This window comes from Pseudocitrobacter sp. 73 (assembly GCF_008369545.1).
Taxonomy (GTDB): domain Bacteria; phylum Pseudomonadota; class Gammaproteobacteria; order Enterobacterales; family Enterobacteriaceae; genus Pseudocitrobacter; species Pseudocitrobacter vendiensis.
The window spans coordinates 1-17,992 of the sequence record NZ_VTZO01000033.1 but is presented as its reverse complement, the minus strand read 5'-3'; the positions used below and the strand labels follow the sequence as shown (position 1 = coordinate 17,992).

17 protein-coding genes, 2 tRNA genes and 1 rRNA gene are annotated in these 17,992 nt (G+C 53.0%); 7 read left to right on the top strand and 13 right to left on the bottom strand.

What is annotated here, in order from left to right; translation table 11 throughout:
* Nucleotides 1–2: 2 nt before the first annotated feature.
* Nucleotides 3–1,346: a Na(+)-translocating NADH-quinone reductase subunit A gene (locus F0Q32_RS23490; protein WP_149464927.1), complete on the bottom strand. Its 1,344-nt coding sequence runs from the start codon at nt 1,344–1,346 to the stop codon at nt 3–5.
* Between the two features lie 548 nt (nt 1,347–1,894).
* Between F0Q32_RS23490 and dpaA the strand changes: the two genes are divergently transcribed.
* Nucleotides 1,895–2,635, top strand: a complete 741-nt coding sequence (gene dpaA, locus F0Q32_RS23480; protein ID WP_149464925.1) for a peptidoglycan meso-diaminopimelic acid protein amidase — start codon at nt 1,895–1,897, stop codon at nt 2,633–2,635.
* Here the strand turns inward: dpaA and F0Q32_RS23475 are convergent.
* Entirely contained in the window at nt 2,606–3,373 is a 768-nt protein-coding gene (locus F0Q32_RS23475) for a class II glutamine amidotransferase (RefSeq protein WP_149464924.1), read from the bottom strand. The two genes, dpaA and F0Q32_RS23475, sit on opposite strands and share 30 nt — an antisense overlap.
* 42 nt (nt 3,374–3,415) lie before the next feature.
* On the bottom strand, nt 3,416–3,997 hold the full coding sequence (gene lpcA, locus F0Q32_RS23470) for a D-sedoheptulose 7-phosphate isomerase (RefSeq protein WP_015965778.1): 582 nt from the start codon (nt 3,995–3,997) through the stop codon (nt 3,416–3,418).
* A gap of 240 nt (nt 3,998–4,237) precedes the next feature.
* Here lpcA and fadE point away from each other — a divergent pair, with 240 nt between their 5' ends.
* A complete protein-coding gene (gene fadE, locus F0Q32_RS23465) occupies nt 4,238–6,682 on the top strand; it encodes an acyl-CoA dehydrogenase FadE (protein WP_149464923.1) in 2,445 nt (814 codons plus the stop codon).
* A gap of 100 nt (nt 6,683–6,782) precedes the next feature.
* On the opposite strand, the gene ivy is transcribed toward fadE, so the two are convergent.
* Entirely contained in the window at nt 6,783–7,229 is a 447-nt protein-coding gene (gene ivy / locus F0Q32_RS23460) for an Ivy family C-type lysozyme inhibitor (protein ID WP_223145812.1), read from the bottom strand.
* 183 nt (nt 7,230–7,412) lie between these two features.
* On the opposite strand from ivy, the gene F0Q32_RS23455 reads away from it, so the two are divergent.
* Entirely contained in the window at nt 7,413–8,183 is a 771-nt protein-coding gene (locus tag F0Q32_RS23455) for an amidohydrolase (RefSeq protein ID WP_149464921.1), read from the top strand.
* A 68-nt stretch (nt 8,184–8,251) separates the two neighbouring features.
* Here the strand turns inward: F0Q32_RS23455 and F0Q32_RS23450 are convergent.
* Nucleotides 8,252–8,328: transfer RNA gene (locus tag F0Q32_RS23450), tRNA-Asp, on the bottom strand.
* A gap of 130 nt (nt 8,329–8,458) precedes the next feature.
* Complete coding sequence (dnaQ, locus tag F0Q32_RS23445; protein ID WP_149464920.1) at nt 8,459–9,190, bottom strand: DNA polymerase III subunit epsilon; 732 nt, start codon at nt 9,188–9,190, stop codon at nt 8,459–8,461.
* 63 nt (nt 9,191–9,253) lie between these two features.
* On the opposite strand from dnaQ, the gene rnhA reads away from it, so the two are divergent.
* Nucleotides 9,254–9,721 (top strand): ribonuclease HI, encoded by a 468-nt coding sequence (rnhA, locus tag F0Q32_RS23440; protein ID WP_149464919.1) that lies wholly within the window; start codon nt 9,254–9,256, stop codon nt 9,719–9,721.
* On the opposite strand, the gene F0Q32_RS23435 is transcribed toward rnhA, so the two are convergent.
* Nucleotides 9,718–10,440 (bottom strand): class I SAM-dependent methyltransferase, encoded by a 723-nt coding sequence (locus F0Q32_RS23435; protein ID WP_149464918.1) that lies wholly within the window; start codon nt 10,438–10,440, stop codon nt 9,718–9,720. The two genes, rnhA and F0Q32_RS23435, sit on opposite strands and share 4 nt — an antisense overlap.
* A 32-nt stretch (nt 10,441–10,472) precedes the next feature.
* On the opposite strand from F0Q32_RS23435, the gene gloB reads away from it, so the two are divergent.
* Both gloB and mltD read left to right on the top strand, forming a co-directional pair.
* Nucleotides 10,473–11,228: a hydroxyacylglutathione hydrolase gene (gloB, locus tag F0Q32_RS23430; protein WP_149464917.1), complete on the top strand. Its 756-nt coding sequence runs from the start codon at nt 10,473–10,475 to the stop codon at nt 11,226–11,228.
* A 71-nt stretch (nt 11,229–11,299) separates the two neighbouring features.
* A complete protein-coding gene (mltD, locus tag F0Q32_RS23425) occupies nt 11,300–12,667 on the top strand; it encodes a murein transglycosylase D (protein ID WP_149464916.1) in 1,368 nt (455 codons plus the stop codon).
* Nucleotides 12,668–12,713: 46 nt separating this feature from the next.
* Here the strand turns inward: mltD and F0Q32_RS23420 are convergent, their stop codons facing one another.
* The 3 genes from F0Q32_RS23420 to F0Q32_RS23410 all read right to left on the bottom strand — a co-directional run bounded on the left by F0Q32_RS23420 (nt 12,714) and on the right by F0Q32_RS23410 (nt 15,685).
* Complete coding sequence (locus tag F0Q32_RS23420) at nt 12,714–13,484, bottom strand: class I SAM-dependent methyltransferase (protein ID WP_149464915.1); 771 nt, start codon at nt 13,482–13,484, stop codon at nt 12,714–12,716.
* A 78-nt stretch (nt 13,485–13,562) separates the two neighbouring features.
* On the bottom strand, nt 13,563–14,366 hold the full coding sequence (locus F0Q32_RS23415; protein WP_041686313.1) for an endonuclease/exonuclease/phosphatase family protein: 804 nt from the start codon (nt 14,364–14,366) through the stop codon (nt 13,563–13,565).
* Nucleotides 14,367–14,509: 143 nt separating this feature from the next.
* The gene (locus F0Q32_RS23410) at nt 14,510–15,685 is read right to left on the bottom strand and encodes an MFS transporter (protein WP_149464914.1); all 1,176 of its coding nucleotides are present in this window, start codon (nt 15,683–15,685) and stop codon (nt 14,510–14,512) included.
* Between the two features lie 105 nt (nt 15,686–15,790).
* Between F0Q32_RS23410 and yafC the strand changes: the two genes are divergently transcribed.
* The gene (yafC, locus tag F0Q32_RS23405) at nt 15,791–16,702 is read left to right on the top strand and encodes a DNA-binding transcriptional regulator YafC (protein WP_149464913.1); all 912 of its coding nucleotides are present in this window, start codon (nt 15,791–15,793) and stop codon (nt 16,700–16,702) included.
* Here the strand turns inward: yafC and dkgB are convergent.
* The 3 genes from dkgB to rrf form a co-directional block, all read right to left on the bottom strand.
* Nucleotides 16,699–17,502 (bottom strand): 2,5-didehydrogluconate reductase DkgB, encoded by an 804-nt coding sequence (dkgB, locus tag F0Q32_RS23400; protein ID WP_149464912.1) that lies wholly within the window; start codon nt 17,500–17,502, stop codon nt 16,699–16,701. The two genes, yafC and dkgB, sit on opposite strands and share 4 nt — an antisense overlap.
* A gap of 162 nt (nt 17,503–17,664) precedes the next feature.
* A tRNA-Asp gene (locus F0Q32_RS23395) sits at nt 17,665–17,741 on the bottom strand.
* Between the two features lie 56 nt (nt 17,742–17,797).
* A 5S ribosomal RNA gene (gene rrf / locus F0Q32_RS23390) occupies nt 17,798–17,913 on the bottom strand.
* Nucleotides 17,914–17,992: the final 79 nt, after the last annotated feature.

The following is a 17,992-nucleotide window of genomic DNA, read 5'->3' as shown; positions in this document are numbered from 1 at the left end:
ACTTATCCTTCCTGCTCAATTTGGGTTAACACGCTGCGCAGCACCGGGCCATATTCATATTTCCCAGGACAGACGTAGGTACAAAGCGCCAGGTCTTCTTCATCCAGCTCCAGGCAGCCCAGCGCCTGCGCGCTGTCGGAATCGCCCGCCAGCAGGTCACGCAGCAGCATCGTCGGCAAAATATCCAGCGGCATGACGCGCTCATAGTTGCCAATCGGCACCATCGCGCGTGCGCCGCCGTGGGTATCGGTGGAGAGGTTAAAGAGTTTGCGCTTCAGGAAGTGACCGAGCGTAGTACGGGTGATGGAAAATTTGTCGCGGCCTGGCGCAACCCAGCCAAGCAGCTCTTTTTCGCGCCCTTCTTTCAGCACGCTCACCTGCAAATGAAAACGCCCCAGGAATGCCTGCGGGCCAACTGCCTGGCTGCCGTTGAGTACGGAACCGGATAACACGCGGTTCTCGCCTTCCAGCAGTTCGCCCTGCGTGAGTTCCTCCAGCGAGGCGCCCAGACGCGTACGCAGCAGGCGCGGCTGTTTCACCTGCGGCCCGCCGAGCGCTATCACACGCTCCACCCACAACTCACCATCGAGGAAGAGTTTGCCAATAGCGATTACGTCCTGATAGTTCAGGTGCCAGACCTGTTTTTCGAGGCTTACCGGCTCAAGGAAGTGAATGTGCGTACCCACTAACCCCGCGGGATGCGGCCCGGTAAACTGATTAAACGTCACCTGCCCACACGGATGGCCGCCGAGCTTGCCGCCGCTCGCCTGGCAGACGTGCACTTTACCGTCGGTGAGGCGCGTGAGCAGCGTCAGGCCCGCGTCGAATGCTTCACGCTGGGCAAGAATGATCGGCTGCGGATCGGCGGCCAGAGGATTGGTGTCCATCGCGGTGACAAAAATCGCTGCTGGCTGCGTGCCCGGCACTGGCGATTTGCTGAAAGGACGGGTACGCATTGCAGTCCATAAACCGGACTCAATCAGTTGTGCTTCAACGGTTTCGCGCGGCAGCGTTGCCAACTCATCGGCGGCAAAATGGGGAAATGTAACGGCGTCATCGCCGTCGATATCAATGATGACGGACTGAAGTACACGGCGCTCACCGCGATGAATGGCGCTGACGATGCCGCTGGCTGGCGCAGTGAAGCGCACGCCGGGGATTTTTTTATCGTCGAAAAGCAGTTGCCCTTTCAGTACGCGATCGCCTTCCTGCACGGCCATTGACGGACGCAGGCCGACATAATCGTCGCCTTTTACCGCGACGCGCGTCACCGGGACATTATCGATGCGTTGTTGTTCGGGTACGCCCGCAAGGGGAATATCGAGACCCTTTGTTATTTTAATCATACTGTTAGCAGGTATCCGTTAAGGCCAGCGTTGTGATTAACGATACATAAAGAAAGGAGTGACGGTATTAACCCCGAATCATTCCATGATGGGCGATGAGGAGAGAAACGCATCCTTTCTTACACTTCCACCACCTGAGGGTGTCTGTCAGACGTTGAGGAACGAATCAGACAGGATAGCCATATAGAAAAGGCATATTTTCCCCAGAATGATAACGTTAATGAATCTTAACACTATATTACCGCGCCCGGCAGCAGTTCCGCTGAATTCGGCGCTAAAATGCGAGCTATTACGCAAAGCATCGATATTTTTGCCTGAGCGCGCATCGCTTACCAGGCGTGGTTTGGGTACGCAATCTGTTGATATTGAGGCGTGTTATGCGCTGTTTTTAGCGGGAGGATGAAAACTTAAATGTAAACTCCATAATCCCCCTCTTGCGAAAAAATGCTGTGATGCTAATGTGAGCGTCTCTAAAGACAGATAACTCTGATTTTGTCTCTCTCTTGCCTTCCTGGCATGTGGTTTTTGTTTATCAAGGAACACGTAGTATGCGCAAAATCGCATTTTTCATTGCGATGCTTCTCATGCCGTGCATGTCATTTGCCGGGTTGCTGAGCAGCAACAGCCCGATGACGCCGGTCAGTAAAGAATATAAGCAACAGTTAATGGGTTCACCGGTTTACGTTCAGATCTTCAAAGAAGAACGCGCACTTGACCTGTACGTCAAAATGGGCGAGACATATCAACTCCTTGATAGCTACCGCATCTGTAATTACTCCGGCGGCCTGGGCCCGAAACGTCGCCAGGGTGACTTCAAAAGTCCGGAAGGGTTTTACTCCGTACAGCGCAGCCAGCTCAAACCGGACAGCCGCTTCTACAAAGCCATTAACATCGGTTTCCCTAATGCTTATGACCGCGCACACGGTTATGAAGGGAAATATTTAATGATCCACGGCGCATGCGTGTCGGTGGGTTGCTACGCGATGACCGATTCCGGTATTGATGAGATTTTCCAGTTTGTGACTGGGGCGTTAGTCTTCGGCCAGCAGAGCGTGCAGGTGAGCATTTATCCGTTCCGCATGAACGATGCCAATATGGAACGTCATAAATACTCAACCTATAAAGATTTCTGGCAGCAGCTGAAGCCGGGGTATGACTACTTCCAGCAGACGCATAAGCCGCCTATCGTTTCTGTGGTTGACGGGCGCTATGTCGTCAGCAAGCCGCTGAGCCACGAAGTGGTACAGCCGCAGCTGGCATCAAATTACACGCTCCCCGAGGCAAAATAATCGCCATTCGCCTGGCATAATCTTTTGCCAGGTTTCGTTCCCCGTCAGCGGCTGGGTCGCAATCACTGTGACCACGTCGTTGGCGGTCGTCTCCTGCTGAAAATCAATTTCCACGTCCTGATCCAACAGTGTCGCTACACCAAATGGCGCCCGCCGGGTGATCCAAAACAGGTTGGTGGAGCAGAACGCCATCACATAGCGTCCATCGGACAATAGCATGTTGAATACGCCCTTTTCGCGCAATTGTGCGGCGAGCGTCGCAATGTATTTAAATACTGCAGGCATATTGCCCGGCGTGCGCGGATAGCGTTCGGTGAGCTTGTGCAGCAGCCAGCAAAAAGCTTTTTCACTGTCGGTTTCGCCGACCGGGCGGAAGTTGCCGGTTTCCAGCGATTTATAACCGTCAAGTTGGCCGTTGTGGGCGTAGGTCCAGTTGCGTCCCCACAGCTCTCGGGTAAACGGATGGGTGTTTTCCAGCGCCACGTTGCCACGATTAGCCTGACGGATATGCGCCACCACCGAACAGGATTTTATCGGATATTCCTGCACCAGTTTGGCAATCGGTGACTGGTAGCTTGGGTGGGGATCTTTGAATGTGCGACACCCTTTGCCTTCGTAAAAGGTGATTCCCCAGCCATCTTTATGCGGGCCGGTGCCGCCACCGCGCTGAACCAGCCCGGTAAAACTGAAGCAGATATCGGTTGGCACATTTGCGCTCATCCCGAGCAGTTCACACATTCTACACCCCCACCGCTAATCGGGGCCGAAGCCCCGTCGTTCTTACGCTTTAACCATCTCTTTTTCGATCAGCATAATCAGGATATGGATCACTTTAATGTGAATTTCCTGAACGCGATCGGCATAGCCAAAGTGCGGCACGCGAATTTCGATATCCGCAGAGCCCGCCATTTTGCCGCCGTCTTTACCGGTCAGGGTGATCACTTTCATCCCCTGCGCACGCGCTGCTTCAATCGCTTTGATCACGTTACCGGAGTTGCCTGACGTGGAGATCCCCAGCAGGACGTCACCTGCGCGGCCAACGGATTCGACGTAACGAGAGAAGACATATTCATAACCGAAATCATTGCTCACGCATGAGAGGTGGCTGACATCGGAAATCGCAATCGCCGGATAGCCCGGACGGTTCTCGCGATAGCGGCCCGTTAGCTCTTCAGCAAAGTGCATCGCGTCACAGTGGGAACCACCGTTACCGCAAGATAACACTTTACCACCCGCTTTGAAGCTGTCGGCCAGCAGCACCGCTGCACGCTGAATCGCGTGGATATTGGCTTCATCTTTCAGGAAGTTAGCCAGCGTTTCTGCCGCTTCGTTCAGTTCGTTACGAATAAGATCCTGGTACATGAGGATAATCCTTCAGTATGGGTGAAATAACTTTTTCACAGTGTACCGGATAGCATCAGCAGCGAGAAGCTAAAGCCCACCACTTCCCGATGGCTTTTGATTTTTGGTGCCTATGAAAGCGGCAACAATGTGAGCTGAGTTGTAATTATTTTGTAATCACATTGCTAAAAGAAATGACATCAACTAGAACAATACTATCACAAGTGGTCAGACCTCCTACAAGACAGGGAGCATTTCTCTATGATGATTTTGAGTATTGTTGCAACCATTGCTTTACTCGGTGTGCTCTTCTATCACCGCGTCAGCTTAACGCTGAGCAGCCTGATATTACTGGCCTGGACCGCTGCACTCGGCGCCGCAGGGCTGTGGAATATCTGGCTGCTGGTGCCGCTGGCAATTATTCTGGTGCCGTTCAACGTACCTTCCATGCGCCGCGCGATGATCTCTGCGCCGGTGTTCCGCACCTTCTGTAAGGTGATGCCGCCGATGTCGCGCACGGAGAAAGAAGCGATTGATGCCGGTACCACCTGGTGGGAAGGCGACCTGTTCCGCGGTAACCCGGACTGGAAAAAGCTGCATAACTATCCGCAGCCACGCCTGACAGCGGAAGAACAAGCGTTTATCGACGGCCCGGTAGAAGAAGCCTGCCGTATGGCAAACGACTTCGAAATTACCCATGAAATGGCGGATCTGCCACCGGAACTGTGGGCGTATCTGAAAGAGCATCGCTTCTTCGCGATGATCATCAAGAAAGAGTACGGTGGGCTGGAGTTCTCCGCTTATGCTCAGGCGCGTGTGCTGCAAAAACTTTCCGGCGTGTCGGGGATTCTGGCGATCACCGTTGGCGTACCGAACTCATTAGGGCCGGGGGAGCTGTTACAGCATTATGGTACTGAAGAGCAGAAAAACCACTATCTGCCGCGCCTGGCGCGTGGGCAAGAGATCCCTTGCTTTGCACTGACCAGCCCGGAAGCGGGTTCCGATGCGGGCGCCATTCCGGATACCGGCGTCGTCTGCATGGGCGAATGGCAGGGCGAGCAGGTGTTGGGGATGCGCCTGACCTGGAACAAACGCTACATTACGCTGGCACCTATCGCCACCGTGCTGGGGCTGGCATTTAAACTCACCGACCCTGATAAACTGCTGGGCGGCGAAGAGAATCTGGGCATCACCTGTGCGTTGATTCCGACCAGCACGCCGGGCGTGGAAATTGGCCGTCGCCACTTCCCGCTGAACGTACCGTTCCAGAACGGCCCGACCCGTGGTCAGGATATCTTCGTCCCTATCGACTACATCATTGGCGGCCCGAAAATGGCCGGACAGGGCTGGCGTATGCTGGTTGAGTGTCTGTCGGTTGGCCGTGGGATCACCCTGCCGTCAAACTCGACGGGCGGCGTGAAATCGGTGGCGCTGGCGACCGGGGCGTATGCGCATATCCGCCGTCAGTTCAAAGTCTCCATTGGTAAAATGGAAGGGATCGAAGAGCCGCTGGCGCGCATTGGCGGCAACGCCTACGTAATGGATGCGGCTGCATCGTTAATTACCTACGGCATTATGCTCGGCGAAAAACCGGCGGTGCTGTCAGCGATTGTGAAATATCACTGTACCCACCGTGGTCAGCAGTCAATTATTGATGCAATGGATATCGCGGGTGGTAAAGGTATTATGCTCGGCGAAGGCAACTTCCTCGCCCGTGCTTACCAGGGCGCGCCGATTGCTATCACCGTTGAAGGCGCGAACATCCTGACACGTAGCATGATGATCTTCGGTCAGGGCGCGATTCGCTGCCATCCGTATGTGCTGGACGAAATGGCCGCCGCGCAGAACAAAGACGTGAAAGCGTTTGATAACCTGCTGTTTAAACACATCGGCCATGTGGGCAGTAATAAAGTGCGTAGCTTCTGGCTTGGCCTGACGCGCGGCTTAACCAGCGCCACGCCGACGCATGACCAGACGCGTCGCTACTATCAGCATCTGAACCGTTTGAGCGCCAACCTCGCGCTGCTCTCTGACGTGTCAATGGCGGTACTTGGCGGCAGCCTGAAACGCCGCGAACGTATCTCCGCACGTCTGGGTGATGTGCTGAGTCAGCTCTATCTCGCCTCTGCGGTACTGAAACGCTATGACGATGAAGGGCGTAACGAAGCCGATTTACCGCTGGTTCACTGGGGCGTGCAGGATGCGCTGTATCAGGCAGAGCAGGCGATAGATGATTTGCTGAAAAACTTCCCGAACCGCTTTGTGGCCGGTGCGCTGAGCGTGGTTATTTTCCCGACCGGTCGCCATTATCATGCGCCGTCGGATAAGCTGGACCATCAGGTGGCGAAGATCCTGCAAACGCCATGTGCCACGCGCTCCCGTATTGGCCGTGGTCAGTATCTGACGCCGAGCGAACATAACCCGGTCGGTTTGCTGGAAGAAGCGTTAATTGATGTGATGGCGGCAGATCCTATCCACCAGCGGATCTGCAAAGAGATTGGCAAAAACCTGCCGTTTACCCGTCTGGATGAACTGGCGCGTAACGCACTGGCGAAAGGGCTTATCGATCAGGAAGAAGCCAATATTCTGATTAAGGCTGAAGAGAGCCGTCTGCGCAGTATTAACGTGGATGATTTCGACGCTGACGCGCTGGCGACCAAACCGGTAAAGTTGCCGGAGAAAGTCCGCAAGATTGAAGCAGCGTGATGTAAAAACGGGGCGAAAGCCCCGTTTTGTTATCTGTTGAACCTTAGGCCCTGTAAGCGCAGCGCCACCGGGCAATGTTTTCCAGGCTCAAACTAACCGATTATTTAAAATTAAACCCATCCGGGTGATTTTCCAGGCTGCCAGTCAACGCCGCAAACAGCACCGTTTTGCCGTCAATAGACAGCGCATCATTCACATTCAACCAGGTTAATTTTTCCTGCGACGTTTTTTCATCAACGGTCGAGAACAGGCCGGTCATCTGCTTAGACTTTTCAGACCACAGCACCGCCACACGTTCGGTCCCGCAATCATGCGGCTTACATGCGCTCATCACCTGATAAGATTCATCACCCAGCGTAACGGTTTGCGCAGGGGTATACGTCCCCCCTTTCACCACCCATGCCGGCAGCTTATGCCCTTTCACCATCTGGTTGAACGCCGCTTTGGTCGATTCACCTTTTGCCAGGCTGCTGATCGTCAAGTCTTCCTGCGCCATAGCGCTGGTTGCAAAGACCAGCGCAGCGACAGCGGTTATTGCCTTATACATCATTCCTCCCGGGCTTATCCTGCCCTTGTTGTTCATCCCCTTAAGAGTGAGCGGCAAGCTAGCCAAATGCAAATCAGATATTTCCAATAACCGCTTTTTTTATCGAAATATTCCGCAGAACGGCAACAGCCTGATAAGGTGTTAAAGTTATAAAAGCCCCCTGCAATAAAGGAGTTGACCGCCGTGCCTGGTTTGAAAATTACACTTTTGCAGCAACCGCTGGTGTGGATGGATGGCCCTGCCAACCTGCGCCATTTCGATCGTCAACTGGAAGAGATCAGCGGGCGCGATGTCATTGTCCTGCCGGAGATGTTTACCACCGGTTTTGCGATGGAAGCCGCGAAACAATCACCTTCTCAGGAGGAAGTGATTTCGTGGATGCAGAAGCAGGCAGAATGTACCAACGCCCTGATTGCAGGCAGCGCGGCGCTACAAACCGATCGCGGCCCGGTGAACCGCTTTTTACTGGTCGAACCGCAAGGTGATGTGCACTTTTACGATAAGCGCCATCTGTTTCGCATGGCAGATGAGCATCATCACTATGAAGCGGGCAACGAGCGCGTGGTGTTTGAATGGCGCGGCTGGCGCATTCTGCCGCTGGTGTGTTACGACCTGCGCTTCCCGGTGTGGTCGCGCAATCGCGACGATTACGACCTCGCTCTGTACGTCGCCAACTGGCCCGCGCCACGTTCCCTGCACTGGCAGGCGCTGCTGGTCGCCCGCGCGATTGAGAATCAGGCATATGTAGCAGGCTGTAACCGTGTCGGCACCGATGGCAACGGGCACCACTACCGTGGCGACAGCCGGGTGATTAACCCACAGGGCGAGATTATCGCCACCGCCGATGCGCATCAGGCAACGCGTATTGATGCCGAGTTGTCGATGACGGCATTAGAGGAATACAGAGAGAAGTTTCCGGCATGGCGGGATGCGGATGAGTTTAGGTTGGGGTGAGGAAAACTATCCTTTATTCCAGAAATGACAAAGGCCTGAATCATTGCTGATTCAGGCCTTTTGAATAGTGGCGGAACGGACGGGACTCGAACCCGCGACCCCCTGCGTGACAGGCAGGTATTCTAACCGACTGAACTACCGCTCCGCTGTGTTCCCTTGGGAACGAGGCGAATATTACGGGTTAGCCTCGGAATCGTCAACGCTTTTTATGACGTTTTAAATCGTTTGCTGCAAAAATCGCCCACATGACTATTTTCACAGCAAAAACAGGCGTTTTACGCCCGCCAGAGGCAGCTTCCGCCCTTCTTTTGCACCAGATCGAGACGGGACTCGTGCGCCACCAGCTCTTCGTCAGAGGCAAAAACAACACGCAGTTTGCTTCCAGCACGGGTAACGCGCTGAATCCCGACATCGCCTGCCTGCTGCTGCCCCTCGCCTTCCATCGAAAAAGCCATTGATGTCTGGCCGCCGGTCATCAGCAGATAAACATCTGCCAGGATTTGGGCATCGAGTAATGCTCCATGCAGAGTACGCTTGCTGTTATCGATTTCGTAACGTGAACATAAGGCATCGAGGCTGTTACGCTTGCCGGGGAACATTTTCCTCGCCAGCGCCAGACTATCGGTCACCTTACAGAACGTATTGGTCTTCGGAATGCCGCGATTCAGCTTGCCAAACTCGTAGTCCATAAAGCCGATATCGAACGATGCGTTATGGATGACCAGTTCAGCCCCGCGGATGTAATCCATAAACTCGTCGGCAATCTCGCCAAAGGTCGGCTTATCCAGCAGGAACTCATCGGCAATCCCGTGAACGCCGAACGCTTCCGGGTCCACCAGCCGATCGGGTTTGAGATAAAAGTGGAAATTGTTTCCGGTCAGACGACGGTTAATCACCTCGACGGCACCGATCTCGATGATCTTGTGCCCTTCGTAGTGCGCCCCGATCTGGTTCATACCGGTGGTTTCCGTATCGAGGACGATCTGTCGTGTAATTGCAGTGCTCATATCGGTCATTTATGTCAGACTTGTCGTTTACGTGTCGATTTCAATACAGGAAGTCTACCAGAGATGCTTAAACAGGTAGAAATTTTCACCGATGGTTCGTGCCTCGGTAATCCAGGGCCTGGCGGCTATGGCGCCATTTTACGCTATCGTCAGAAGGAGAAAACCTTCAGCGAAGGCTATTATCTGACAACCAACAACCGCATGGAACTGATGGCAGCAATTGTCGCACTCGAGGCGCTGAAAGAACACTGTGAAGTGGTATTAAGCACCGACAGCCAGTACGTACGTCAGGGGATCACTCAGTGGATCCACAACTGGAAGAAGCGCGGCTGGAAAACCGCAGATAAAAAACCTGTTAAGAATGTCGATCTGTGGAAACGTCTTGATGCGGCGCTGGGTCAGCACGAAATTCGCTGGATGTGGGTAAAAGGTCATGCCGGGCATCCGGAGAACGAACGTTGTGATGAGCTGGCGCGCGCGGCGGCATCATCACCGACTCAGGAAGATATCGGATATCAGCCAGAGGTTTAAGCGTTTGGCTTTTTATATTGCCGGGTCGCACCCACAGCCTGTGGAATGCGGCCTTTCGCTTTATTCTGCTTCATCGGGTTTAGCGTCAAGGGAATCGTTCGTTTACGCGCCACAATATATTGCACGCAACCTAATGCCGGCAGATGCGTACTTAACAGTTTTCCGCCCTGCTTCGTCCAGGGCAAAACCTGTACCCTTCCCTGATGCAGTACTTCAAAATTAAGCAATGCCAGCCAATCCAGTTGACGCGTGAGGGTAAACATGCGGCTGTTGTACGGGATTTTATTGCGCAACACCGGGACAAGCTTGCGTAATCCGACCAGGCTGATGGGGTTGAAGCTGGTGATGATCAGCCAGCCGTCGTCAATCAGCACGCGGTCTGCTTCCCGCAGCATGCGGTGAGGATCAGAACACCAGGGAAGCGTATGTGCCAGCAGGCAGGCATCGACCGACTTCTCGGCAAAGGGTAATTGCAGTGGGTCGGCTTTTACCTGAATCGGTTTACCCTCCAGCGAGACGTTAACCTGATGCGAGATAGCGCAGGCTTCCGTATTAATTTCTGCGCTCAGGTTCCCAATTTTAAGCAAATGAAAACCATAGAGTTTCGTAAGCCAGGGTTTCAGTTGACGCTCCAGCGCCTCGCGATAATACTCACCCCAGGGCATTTCAGCCCAATGACCGGGCGCTGCGACTGTTTGAGGTATCCTTGCCGGTTTCATCACAACCTTCCGTTCGTTTTAAGAGGTATTTTATGAATCTTAACAGTATTCCCGCATTTCAGGACAACTACATCTGGGTTCTGAGCGACGACGCAGGCCGCTGCCTGATTGTCGATCCCGGCGAGGCCGCACCGGTTCTGCGTGCAATAAAAGAAAACAACTGGCAGCCGGAAGCGATTTTCCTGACTCATCACCATGCCGACCATGTGGGCGGCGTGGCCGAATTGCGTCAGCATTTTCCACATATTGAGGTCTATGGCCCTGCCGAAACGCAAAATAAGGGAACCACTAAAGTGGTCGCAGAGGGTGACAATGTGTCCGTTCTCGGACATGAATTTTGTATTATCGCCACGCCAGGTCACACTTTAGGACATATCTGTTTCTTTAACATGCCTTATCTGTTTTGTGGCGACACTATGTTCTCTGGCGGCTGCGGACGGCTTTTTGAAGGTACAGCAAGCCAGATGTATCAATCACTTAAAAAAATAAGTGCACTCCCTGACGACACGTTAATTTGTTGTGCACATGAGTACACATTATCAAATATGAAGTTTGCCGTGAGTATCCTACCGCATGATTTGTTCATAAATGAATACTATCGAGAAGTTAAGGAGTTACGTGCTAAAAATCAAAAGACACTCCCCGTTACTCTGAAAAATGAACGCCGAAATAATATTTTTTTGAGAACTGATGATGTTGATTTTATTAATGAAATTTTAAAAGAAACAAAATTGCTACAACCTTCTGAGCGTTTTGCATGGTTAAGGGCAAAGAAAGACAACTTCTGATACTTCACGGTTGCGTTTTGAAAAGTTCGCCGTTATGATCGGTCGTCTTTTAAGCAACTATTGACACACACATGAAGGCAAAAGCGATATTACTCGCCTCTGTCCTGCTCGTGGGGTGCCAGGCGTCAAAGCACGATGGCAATATCCAACAGCACGCACAGAGCCTTTCTGCGGCTAGTCAAGGAGAAGCGGGTAAGTTTGCAAGTCAGGCGCGGTGGATGGACGATGGGACATTCTACGCGCAGGATCAGGACTTGTGGGCTTCCATTGGCGACGAGCTAAAGATGGGAATTCCGGAAAATACCCGGATTCGCGAACAGAAACAGAAGTATTTAAGCAATAAGAGCTATCTCCACGATGTAACTTTACGGGCAGAGCCGTATATGTACTGGATAGCCGGGCAAGTTAAGAAACGTAACATGCCTATGGAACTGGTATTACTACCCATAGTGGAGAGCGCTTTTGACCCGCACGCAACGTCTGGCGCCAATGCTGCAGGCATTTGGCAGATCATTCCGAGCACAGGGCGCAATTACGGTCTGAAACAGACCCGCAGTTATGACGCACGTCGCGATGTTGTTGCCTCCACAACAGCAGCGCTGGATATGATGCAGCGTCTTAACAAGATGTTTGACGGCGACTGGTTATTAACCGTGGCGGCGTACAACAGCGGTGAAGGCCGTGTAATGAAGGCAATGAAAGCGAACAAAGCGCGTGGTAAACCCACCGATTTCTGGTCGCTGCCGCTGCCTCAGGAAACCAAGCTTTACGTACCGAAAATGCTGGCTTTGAGCGATATTCTCAAAAACAGTAAACGTTACGGTGTGCGACTGCCAACACCAGATGAAAGCCGTGCACTGGCGCGAGTACGTCTCGATAGCCCTGTTGAAATGAAACAACTGGCCGATATGGCGGGTATTTCAGTCAACAAGCTGAAGACGTTCAACGCGGGCGTAAAAGGCTCCACGCTGGGCGCAAGTGGCCCGAAGTATGTGATGGTGCCACAGAAGCATGCTGACCAGCTGCGTGAATCGCTGGCATCAGGTGATATTGCCGCAGTCCAGCCAACGCTGGTTGCTGACAATACGCCATTGCAGAGCCGCAGCTATAAAGTGCGCTCAGGTGACACCCTGTCAGGTATCGCATCACGTCTCGGCGTGTCTGCGAGCGACCTGAAGCAGTGGAATAACCTGCGCGGCAATAATCTGAAGATTGGTCAGAGCTTAACGGTTGGCGCAGGTAACAGCGCAGCGCAGCTTGCTAAAAACAGCGATAGCATTACCTATCGCGTGCGTAAAGGCGACTCGCTGTCCAGTATTGCTAAACGTCACGGCGTGAACATCAAAGATGTGATGCGCTGGAACGATGATACTGACAACCTGAAACCTGGCGATCAGCTAACGTTGTTTGTGAAAAACAACGACCGTCCGGATTCCTGATCGGCAACTAAGCAAAAAGGCACCGTTTCCGGTGCCTTTTTTGTTTCTAGCGTGCTTTATGCGCTTCAAACATGATGGTATCGCTGGTAAAGGAGCCATCCTCCTGTAATGCAAACCACGTTTTCACCTCCGCAGACGCACTCTCCTGATAGACCCGTATCGCCTCGCACAGCGTTGCAGGCGTGCGCATACGCTCAACCCACGCAGCGAAATTCAGCGGCAATCTGTCGGTAATCAGGTTATCCACCGCCAGCCCGGCTTCTGCCGCCAGCGCCAGCCACTCGCCGCTGGAGTAGTTACGAACGTGCGAGGTGTCGCGCAACGCTTCAACCGTTTGCAGCCAGATATCGCGTACCGGATGACCCGGTGACATCACATCCATAATAATCAGCGTACCGCCCGGCTTCAGCACTCGCTTCACTTCCCGCAGGGCCTGACCCACGTCGTGCCAGTGGTGCGCCGAATAGCGGCTCATCACCACATCAAAACTCGCCGCTTCAAAAGGCAGCGATTCGGCATAGCCCTGACGGGTAGAGACGTTATCCAGCCCCTTCTCCGTTGCCGCCTGAGCGACCACCGCCAGCATTTGGCTGGATAAATCATAAGCCGTGACCTGCGCGACTTCACCCGCTGCGACAAAACTGGCGTGCCCGGCACCGCAGCCTAAATCCAGCAAGTGAGCTTCGGGGAAATCCGCCAGACGGGTTTTCAGGCGTTGCAGATCCCGGCCAGAGGCATGTACCGCACTGGTTAAATAGGCCTTCGCCTGAGAGCCAAACTGCTTTTCAACGTTGTCATGGTGGGAATGTGTTGTCATTGTGCTGTCCTTGGTTGTGTTTGAAATTACGGGCAGCGCTGAAGGATCAGGTCTGCCCATGGCAGACCTGACGCACCTCTATTTGACAGGTATGCCGGGACTGAATTCGACGAGTAGCGGGTTATGATCGGAAGCACGCGTCACCAGAACCGATGCGTCGTGCACGTTTAAACCACGATAGAAGACAAAATCGAGCGGGCGACCAAACGCGCGTCGACGCTGATCATCGGAAAAACGCACCTCGCGCAGCGACATTTCGCGAGCAAAGCGATAGAGCGCATTCATGCGCGGGCGGCTCCAGGCATTAAAATCACCGGCCATAATCACCGGGCCACTGTGGTGCGCAATCTGATCGCCAATGGGCAGCAGTTGTTTACTGTAGACATCGACGCCGAGGCTGAAATTCACCGCATGGATATTGACCACCATCAGCAGACGTGAATCAGGAAGTGGGTAAACAGTCACTAACGCAGATTTTGCCAGGCGCAAAATAGGTTCGCGCTCGCGCAGCGGGCAGCAATAGACCGGTTGCGCAGAAGAGAGCGTCATCACACCAGAGGGATGCTGTGGCAGGACGAATGCAGGAACCTGATCCGCGGCTAAATAGTTGGTGGTGGCAAACTTTACCAGCTCAGGCGTGGTTTGCGCTTCCTGAAGCAGCATCAGGTGGGCATCTTTGCCAAAATTTTTCAGCACCGACAACCATTCAGCTCGCTGCTGCTTAAAGATATTCCACACCAGAACGCGAATATTTTCTTCAGTACTTAACGGGGTGCCCGCGGGCAGTGCCTGCCCCATACCTGCATACATCCCAGGCGGAGGCAAAATTCGCTCCGCAGGTTGACCGGCGATGTAACGCATAGCATAGGTATTTTTTCGCACTTTCTTTTTTTGACCTCAATAAACAAAGAACCAACCTGTTTCCAGGGTGGTTCTTCAGTTATAGGGATTTTTGCTTACAGTTTCAACGCCAATCGCGATAAAGCTGTGTGAACTTCTGTAAGCAAGTGCTTACTCGTTTTGTATTAGCCTAATACTACGCGAGGCGTCTTATCCAGGCGACCGCTCAGGCCAATCAGCAACAGAGCAACCAGAACAATCACAGCGCCAATCCACGGGGTTTGCGCCAGGCCATAATGCTCTACCGTTTGGCCGCCGATAATAGAACCCAATGCGATGCCAATGTTAAAGGCGGCGATGTTAAGCCCGGAAGCCACATCAACCGCTGAAGGCGTATACTCCTCCGCTTTCTGTACCACATAGACCTGCAGACCCGGAACGTTACCGAAAGCAAATATCCCCATCACCAGCACCGTCGCCAGCGCGGCATACTGCATCGAGGCGGTGAACTGGAACACCAGCAGCAAAACCATCAGTGCAGCAAAAATGAATTTCAGCGCCGGCACCGCACCATGTTTGTCCGCCAGTTTACCGCCCCAGATATTGCCGATTGCCACAGAAACCCCGTATCCCAGCAAGATCCAACTCACCGCACCTGGAGTAAAACCGGCCAGGTTTTGCATCATCGGCGCAAGGAAAGTGAACGCCGTAAATACGCCACCGTAGCCAAGCGCGGTTACCGCATAAATCATCAGTAAACGCGGATGTGTCAGCACCTTAACCTGTTCGCGCAGGCTGGCTGGCGCACGGCTGGGAATGTTATTCGGCACCAGAATCGCACTGGCGATTAAGGCAATCACGCCCAGCATGGAGACCGCGAGGAACGTTTCACGCCAGCCGAAGTGCTGACCGATAAACGTGCCTAACGGTACACCGGTCACCAGCGCGACGGTCAGCCCGCCAAACATAATAGCAATCGCGGAAGCAGCTTTCTCTTTCGGCACCAGGCTGGTGGCGATTGTGGAGCCAATTGAGAAGAATACGCCATGCGCCAGGCCCGTCATCAGGCGAGCCAACACTAACGTGGCATAGCCCGGAGCCTGCCAGGCCAGCAGGTTACCCAACGTAAACAGCACCATCAGCCCCAGCAACAACTGTTTGCGCGGCAGTTTACCGGTGAGTGCAGTCAGAACCGGTGCGCCAATGGCGACACCTAATGCATAGATAGAAACCAGCAGGCCGGCGGACGGCAGAGAGATAGATAGCTGGTCAGCAATGGTTGGCACCAGTCCAACAATCACAAATTCCGTTGTGCCTATCGCAAAGGCACTGATAGTCAACGCAAGTAACGCCAGAGGCATAATTTACTCCACATCATTCAGTATTAAGATGACACGAAGTATGCCGGGATGTTTTAATAACAAAAACCATCAAAATATCAATTGAATTTTGCATCAGGTGCAACAATGAAAGCAACCTCAGAAGAAATCGCCATTTTCGTTGCCGTCGTCGAAAGCGGTAGCTTCAGCCGTGCGGCGGAGCAGCTTGGCCAGGCTAACTCAGCTGTCAGCCGTGCCGTAAAAAAACTCGAATCTAAGCTGGGTGTCAGCCTGCTCAACCGGACGACGCGCCAGCTTAGCCTGACAGAAGAAGGCGAACGCTATTTCCGCCGTGTACAGGTAATTCTTCAGGAGATGGCCGCGGCTGAGGATGAAGTCATGGAGACGCGCCGCGTACCGCGCGGAGTGCTGCGTGTGGATGCCGCGACGCCCGTGACGCTCAATTTTCTGACGCCGCTGATTAAGCCCTTTCGCGAACGCTATCCGGAAATCACACTTTCGCTGGTCTCCTCGGAGACATTTATCAATCTGATTGAGAGAAAGGTCGATGTGGCCATTCGCGCGGGGGCGTTAAGCGATTCCAGCCTGCGCGCCAGGCCGCTATTTACTAGCTATCGTAAGATAGTCGCCTCACCGGACTACATTGCGCGTTACGGTAAACCTGAAACCGTCGCCGACCTTAAGGATCATCTTTGTTTAGGCTTTACCGAGCCGGTAACGCTCAATACCTGGCCAGTCTCCTGTTGCGATGGCCAGTTGCATGAAATTACCAGCGGACTGTCGTCCAATAGCGGAGAAACCATTAAACAACTCTGCCTGAACGGGAATGGAATTGCGTGTCTGTCGGATTATATGATTACAAAGGAACTGGAGCGGGGAGAATTCGTGGAGCTACTCGCCGAACAACGGGTGCCGGTCGAAATGCCGTTTAGCGCAGTGTATTACAGTGATAAAGCGGTGAGTCCGCGTATCCGGGCATTCATTGATTTCCTGAGTGAACATGCGGGCAGTTTTGCTACCCGCACACAGGAGAGTTAATCCCAGTCAGGTGCCAGGCCTTCCGGACTCACCAGGCGATCGTTGCAATCCAGGGCGGCGATCGCTTTTTTGTCTTCGGCATCCAGTTGCAGTTTCAACGCCAGCAGGTTACTTGCCAGGTTTTCACGTTTAGTAGAAGAAGGGATAACCGAGTAACCCTCACCCATCGCCCATGCCAGAATCACCTGTGCTGGCGTAGCATTATGTTTGGTGGCAATACGCACAATGGTTTCATCTTTCAGCGCTTTGCCATAAGCCAGCGTCATGTAAGAGGTGATGTGAATGCCGTGCTCACTCGCCCAGTCCACCACTTTTCGGTTTTGCAGGTACGGGGAAAGCTCAATCTGATTGGTCGCGATATTCTCAGCACCCACCGCGCTTATTGCCTGCTCCATCAATGGAATAGTGAAATTCGAGATACCGATTTCACGCGTCAGCCCCTGTTTTTTAGCTTCCAGCAGCGCATGCATGAACTCTTCGACGGATACCGCATCGTTCGGAGATGGCCAGTGAACCAGTGTTAAATCGACATAATCCGAGCGCAGCTTTTTCAGGCTCTCTTTGAGGCTTGGGATCAGCTTCTCTTTGCTCAGATTTTCAGTCCAGATCTTGGTGGTGATAAAGATCTCTTCACGCGGTACGTTGCTTTCAGCAATCGCCTGACCCACAGCGGCTTCGTTATCGTAGATTTGTGCGGTATCAACGGCGCGATAACCCAATTCCAACGCGGTTTTTACCGAAGCAATGACCACGTCATCTTTCAGACGGAAAGTACCAAGACCAAATGCAGGTATAGACATAGTGTTCCTCTTAAATCCTTTGTTTTGATAGTAAAGAGGATTATGGCGATACGGATGGAGGAGAAAAAGAGTGGATGATGCAGAGGATTTTTGCTCAGAACGCAATAATCAATCAGGAGACGAAAAAAAGCCCTGAGCGTTAACTCAGGGCTTCTTAATAAGTGGCGGAACGGACGGGACTCGAACCCGCGACCCCCTGCGTGACAGGCAGGTATTCTAACCGACTGAACTACCGCTCCACCGAATTTCTTTGTCACTATGACTGATTTTTATCAGTCGTACTTCTTAATTTGATGCCTGGCAGTTCCCTACTCTCGCATGGGGAGACCCCACACTACCATCGGCGCTACGGCGTTTCACTTCTGAGTTCGGCATGGGGTCAGGTGGGACCACCGCGCTAGTGCCGCCAGGCAAATTCTGTTGTATTAACCCGCTTACGCCGGTTAATTTAATCTGTTATCAAGCTTACTTCTCGATGTCTCTTCGCCAA

Bases quoted from the DNA above. Each gene is read 5' to 3' on its own strand.
- dkgB (WP_149464912.1), bottom strand. From the start codon at position 17,502: ATGTCTATACCTGCATTTGGTCTTGGTACTTTCCGTCTGAAAGATGAC.
- F0Q32_RS23435 (WP_149464918.1), bottom strand. From the start codon at position 10,440: ATGAAACCGGCAAGGATACCTCAAACAGTCGCAGCGCCCGGTCATTGG.
- F0Q32_RS23420 (WP_149464915.1), bottom strand. From the start codon at position 13,484: ATGACAACACATTCCCACCATGACAACGTTGAAAAGCAGTTTGGCTCT.
- F0Q32_RS23410 (WP_149464914.1), bottom strand. From the start codon at position 15,685: ATGCCTCTGGCGTTACTTGCGTTGACTATCAGTGCCTTTGCGATAGGC.
- F0Q32_RS23490 (WP_149464927.1), bottom strand. From the start codon at position 1,346: ATGATTAAAATAACAAAGGGTCTCGATATTCCCCTTGCGGGCGTACCC.
- F0Q32_RS23475 (WP_149464924.1), bottom strand. From the start codon at position 3,373: ATGTGTGAACTGCTCGGGATGAGCGCAAATGTGCCAACCGATATCTGC.
- ivy (WP_223145812.1), bottom strand. From the start codon at position 7,229: ATGTATAAGGCAATAACCGCTGTCGCTGCGCTGGTCTTTGCAACCAGC.
- yafC (WP_149464913.1), top strand. From the start codon at position 15,791: ATGAAAGCAACCTCAGAAGAAATCGCCATTTTCGTTGCCGTCGTCGAA.
- dpaA (WP_149464925.1), top strand. From the start codon at position 1,895: ATGCGCAAAATCGCATTTTTCATTGCGATGCTTCTCATGCCGTGCATG.
- dnaQ (WP_149464920.1), bottom strand. From the start codon at position 9,190: ATGAGCACTGCAATTACACGACAGATCGTCCTCGATACGGAAACCACC.
- fadE (WP_149464923.1), top strand. From the start codon at position 4,238: ATGATGATTTTGAGTATTGTTGCAACCATTGCTTTACTCGGTGTGCTC.
- mltD (WP_149464916.1), top strand. From the start codon at position 11,300: ATGAAGGCAAAAGCGATATTACTCGCCTCTGTCCTGCTCGTGGGGTGC.
- gloB (WP_149464917.1), top strand. From the start codon at position 10,473: ATGAATCTTAACAGTATTCCCGCATTTCAGGACAACTACATCTGGGTT.
- lpcA (WP_015965778.1), bottom strand. From the start codon at position 3,997: ATGTACCAGGATCTTATTCGTAACGAACTGAACGAAGCGGCAGAAACG.
- rnhA (WP_149464919.1), top strand. From the start codon at position 9,254: ATGCTTAAACAGGTAGAAATTTTCACCGATGGTTCGTGCCTCGGTAAT.